Annotated in this window: 4 protein-coding genes; 2 read left to right on the top strand and 2 right to left on the bottom strand. The window is 52.4% G+C overall.

The window, feature by feature from the left end; genetic code table 11:
• Together WNY39_RS17885 and WNY39_RS17880 are read left to right on the top strand one after the other, a co-directional pair.
• Window positions 1-441: cupin domain-containing protein (locus tag WNY39_RS17885; RefSeq protein WP_342847736.1), on the top strand; the 441-nt coding region annotated here is incomplete at its 5' end.
• Between the two features lie 39 nt (window positions 442-480).
• Window positions 481-1,230 carry a glycosyltransferase family 2 protein gene (locus WNY39_RS17880; protein WP_342847734.1) on the top strand — a complete coding sequence of 250 codons (750 nt, stop codon included), beginning with the start codon at window positions 481-483 and terminating at the stop codon, window positions 1,228-1,230.
• Here WNY39_RS17880 and WNY39_RS17875 read toward each other — a convergent pair.
• Both WNY39_RS17875 and WNY39_RS17870 read right to left on the bottom strand, forming a co-directional pair.
• Window positions 1,227-2,420 (bottom strand): hybrid nucleoside-diphosphate sugar epimerase/sugar transferase, encoded by a 1,194-nt coding sequence (locus WNY39_RS17875; RefSeq protein WP_342847732.1) that lies wholly within the window; start codon window positions 2,418-2,420, stop codon window positions 1,227-1,229. The two genes, WNY39_RS17880 and WNY39_RS17875, sit on opposite strands and share 4 nt — an antisense overlap.
• 131 nt (window positions 2,421-2,551) lie before the next feature.
• Entirely contained in the window at window positions 2,552-4,552 is a 2,001-nt protein-coding gene (locus tag WNY39_RS17870) for a nucleoside-diphosphate sugar epimerase/dehydratase (RefSeq protein ID WP_342847730.1), read from the bottom strand.
• Between the last annotated feature and the right edge of the window lie 122 nt (window positions 4,553-4,674).

The raw sequence follows: 4,674 nt of genomic DNA, 5'->3' as shown, positions 1-4,674 counted from the left end.
ATGGGCGACGCGGTGCTGGTCGCCGACAAATCCAAGGCGCAGCGCGTGAAAGAAGCGGTTGATGCGCTCAAGGCCAAGGGATCAAGCCAGGCGATCCAACTGCCCCGCGATTACCGGCCATGGGGGTGGTACGAAAGCCTGGTCATTGGCGGGCGTTTCCAGGTGAAACGTATCGTGGTGAACCCCGGCGCATCGCTGAGCCTGCAAAGCCATCACCACCGGTCGGAACACTGGATCGTGGTCGAAGGCACTGCCAAGATCACCGTTGATGACAGCGTGCAACTGATCAGTGAAAACCAATCGGTCTATATACCGCTCGGGGCCGTGCACCGTATGGAAAACCCCGGCAAAGTCCCCATGGTCCTGATCGAAGTGCAAACCGGCAGCTATCTCGGTGAAGACGATATTATCAGGTATGAGGATGTGTATGCCCGGAGCTAAGTTGTACGAGGTTACCGCTCCATATTGGTCCAGCGCACAATGAAAATTTCAGTCGTTACCGCTATCTACAACCGTGAAGCTACGATTGGTCGGGCGATGGAAAGTTATCAACAACAGACTTGGCACGATAAAGAGCAAGTGGTTGTGGATGGGGCTAGCAAAGACCGTACAATGGAAATTGTACGAGACTTTACAGATGAAAAGTCAATTATTGTATCGGAGCGCGACAACGGCATCTATGATGCAATCAACAAGGGCATTGCCCTTGCTACTGGCGACGTGATTGGCCTTCTTCACTCAGATGATTACTTCGCCAGCGCTACTATTCTAACGCAGATTGCCAAAGCATTTGAGGACCCTAATCTGGACATTGTTTACGCTGACGCAGGATTTTTCTCACCAGGGCAACCAGACCGTATTACCCGACGGTACAATTCTGGCCGATTTAGTGCATCACGCATTAAAAATGGTTGGATGCCGGCGCATACAACTATGTACGCACGTCGGAGAGTCTTTGAGAAATACGGCAACTACAGCGATGAATTCAAAATAGCAGCGGACTTTGAATTCATTGCTCGAACGTTTGGTTCGGGAGCAATAAATTCACTCTACATTCCCGACATTTGGATGATGATGCAGACCGGCGGGGCGAGTACCGGTGGCTTGAAGTCTAAACTGGTGCTCAATCGGGAAGTCCTAAAGGCATGCAGAATGAATGGAATCCCATCCAACTATGTCCGACTACTCTCTAAGTATCCAGAGAAACTAGTTGAACTCTTCCGCCGCTAGGCGCTCGTTTTATCACCTTGGCCACCACCCTGAACAGTTGCCAAAGTGATTTTCAGATCAAGACTCATAGATTGCAGCGAAATATACCGAGCGTCCCATCTAGCAAGCTGTGCAGGATCACTCATATCTATATTATTCACTTGGGCCAGCCCACTGATCCCCGGCTTCACACAAAAAACACCTCTCGCTTGTCGTGCGTTAAAAAGCTCTTTCTGTATGGGCAAACCAGGCCGAGGACCAATCAAACTTATCTCATTCTTCAAGATGTTCCAAACTTGGGGGAGCTCGTCCAACTTCGTTCCTCTTAGAAAGCGGCCGACTGGTGTGACCGATGCTTGGGAGACCTCATGCGTCCCTGCTTGGACTGTCCCTTCCTGCATCGTGCGAAACTTGTAACAGGTAAATGTTTTTCCATGCAGCCCCACCCGCTCCTGGGCAAAAATTCCGGGACCGGGGGAACCGAAGCGCACGAGTGCCCAGACGATCAGGAGTGCCCACCAAAGAAGTGCAATTACAGCTACAGCAAAAAGAATATCCATCCCACGCTTCATTGCGTTATAAGCTGGGTTGTTTGACTGCCCTTCAGACAAAATCACCGAATCCAGATAAGTACCCGACTGCATAATAAAGTTAGCCAGCCTGTCTGTTTTCACTGATGGCTTGAGCGCCAGAAGGCAGGCTTGTAGCGGCTTAGCCAGAAACGAAGGCGTGTTGTTAAGAAAGGCAAGTTTTCCATTCCACTGCATACCGCGCACGAAAGGAAGGTATATGTTGGTGACTTCAATACCGGATATGGCGGCTAGGCGAGATACAGCCTCACGCTTGCTTTTTGCGTACGGTGACAGATTCTGCTCATCCAACACATGAACAGAAGAAATATTGTAGAATTTTTTTATGCCACAAGCCGCGGCATCCTTGGCGGTTTGGATGGCCAGAGCTACATTTATATCATGGAAGGCACCATCACTGTCCGTGGCGTCGTTATTTAGAACAGACAGGTGAACCAGGACGTCAAAATCTTGCGCATGTGTCGACATTTCCTCAAACGTGCAGCTTGGCACATCTGGGAAGATACGCACCAGTTTTGCGACATCCCGCCCGACGAGAAGCAGCCCTTCACACTGGTCTTTCAAGATCGGGACGATATTTTGTCCTACGTAACCCGAAGCTCCGGTAATGACGATTTTCAAAGGACGCTCCATAGATAAATGGCCCGATCTTAAATCGGAAGTATACTTGAGTATGCTGTTAAACAGATGAGGGCGAGATCAACAGTGTTTTTTGCTTGAAAAAACAAGATGCCGTAGACTTTCCGCCAGCCTCACCCTACCTGAATATCGTTTTCCTGCACGTGATAGCCTTCAACCCGTGCCACAATCAGCTTGCGAAGCCGAAGCGAATCCGCATCTGCAATCGACCCCTGCAATTCACGTAGCATCGCAGCGACCTCAATCTGGCTCAGCATCCCCTCTTGCGCTCGGAGGATCTTCGCATGCGGTGTGGGTAGCAGGCTGTCATCGTCGATCAACAGCTCTTCATACAGCTTTTCACCCGGCCGCAGGCCAGTCACTTTGATCTCAATATCACCCTCACCCGTCTCCGGATCCTTAACCTTGCGACCGGAAAGCGAGATCATACGGTGTGCGATGTCGATGATCTTCTGTGGCTCACCCATGTCCAACACGAAAACATCACCGCCCTTGGCATAGGCACCGGCCAGCAGGACTAGACGTGCTGCCTCAGGGATCGTCATGAAGAAACGTGTGACATCTATGTGGGTCACCGTCACCGGTCCTCCGCGGGCGATTTGCTTCTGGAAGAGCGGCAGGACCGAACCGGAGGACCCAAGCACGTTGCCGAAGCGCACCATGGCGAACTTCGTAGCAGCGTTGCGCGTCTGGGTATCTTGCACGACCAGTTCGGCCATCCGTTTGGTGGCCCCCATGATATTTGTCGGACGTACGGCTTTATCAGTTGAGACGAGAATGAATCGCTCCAGCTTGGCTTCGGCGGCAGCTTCGGCCACGACTTGCGTGCCCAGAACGTTATTACGCGCGCCTTCTAGCTCGTTTTCCTCGACCAATGGCACATGTTTATAGGCGGCGGCGTGAAGGACGATCTCGACCCCCTCCTCCGCGATCACCCCGGCCACGCGGGCCTTATTGGTGACCGAACCAAGTCGGGAGACAACGGGAATGCCCGTGGCTTTCGCCTCGGCCTGCAATTCCTGATCAATCGAATAGAGTTGGAATTCGCCCTGCTCAAACAAGATAATCCGTGCGGGGTTACAGTTGAGCAACTGACGGCAAAGTTCGGACCCGATCGAGCCCCCTGCCCCGGTCACCATGACCACGCGACCAGCATAAGTTTTGGCAATCTCCGGCGTATCGAGGGCCACCTTATCGCGACCAAGAAGCTGATCCGGTGCTACTGTGCGCAGGCTTTCCACCAGCCCCTTGCCCGACATCAGTTCCACATATGACGGCAACACCTGTACTTCGGCCTTGTAGGTGTTCAGCTTCGCTAAAACCTCAGCGCGGCGTTCATTGGGCATCGACGGCACCGCCAGCAGGATTTGTTCGATGCGGCACTTCTCTATTAACTGAGGTAATTGGACCGGGTCATGAACCGGCAGGCCCGCCACCATCAATCCATGAAGAGTTGGACTGTCATCGACAAAGAATACCGGGCGGGCTTCGCTAGCCTGGCGCAGGGCTGCAGCCAGTTGGATCCCCGCGGCCCCTGCCCCGTAGATTGCGACGGGCTTGCGGTTTCCCCCGCGCTCCGACAGCCAGCGCATCAGATTGAGCCCGACGACGCGGGCTGCGACAGCAAAGATGCAAAAGAAAAGTCCAAGCAGCAAAGGCACAGACCGTGGCGCTGATAAATTCAGCAGATAGCTGAGTATCACAGCGCTGAACGCTATCAACAGCGATGCTATGCCAATATTAGACATAGAGTGTGTATCAAAGGCGTTAAGTTTTATCCGGTGCAGCCGCAGCGCCCAAATGATACCGACGCCCCACATCGAGATGACCGGGAACAACACCCAGCTATCAGCGATCGGCATCCAGGGCGTGCCGGTCCCGTAACGGAAGGCAAAAGCGCAATAGAGAGCCAGGGGGACGAGCATGCTGTCGACGGCCAGAAAAATGGCCCGCTTCGTCGCCCTCGAAAGGTGGTGAATACTGTTCATGTGCATGGCGATAATTTTCTTTGAATGCAAAAAAATCCTATGTATGCGAATAAGATAACAAATTACCTCTGTTTCGCGAAGGTGTTTTTGGCCTGATACCGAAACGATGGAGGAAACATCTATCACTCATATATCACGTGCGCAAAGTATAGCAGCGTCATCGCCGAGCTTTGAGATGCCCCTAGTTTCCTAGACGCCTGCTTTGTTCAGTTTTAACTCTCTTGCTTCATAGTCAATCGGTGACAGCA

Source organism: Sulfitobacter sp. AS59 (genome assembly GCF_038899995.1).
In the GTDB taxonomy this organism is placed as follows: Bacteria; Pseudomonadota; Alphaproteobacteria; order Rhodobacterales; family Rhodobacteraceae; genus Sulfitobacter.
Note: the sequence above shows the minus strand (reverse complement) of the source record. Positions and strands in the feature narration are given on the sequence as shown.

Coding starts and splice junctions, on each gene's coding strand:
- WNY39_RS17880 (WP_342847734.1), top strand. CDS start 481: ATGAAAATTTCAGTCGTTACCGCTATCTACAACCGTGAAGCTACGATT.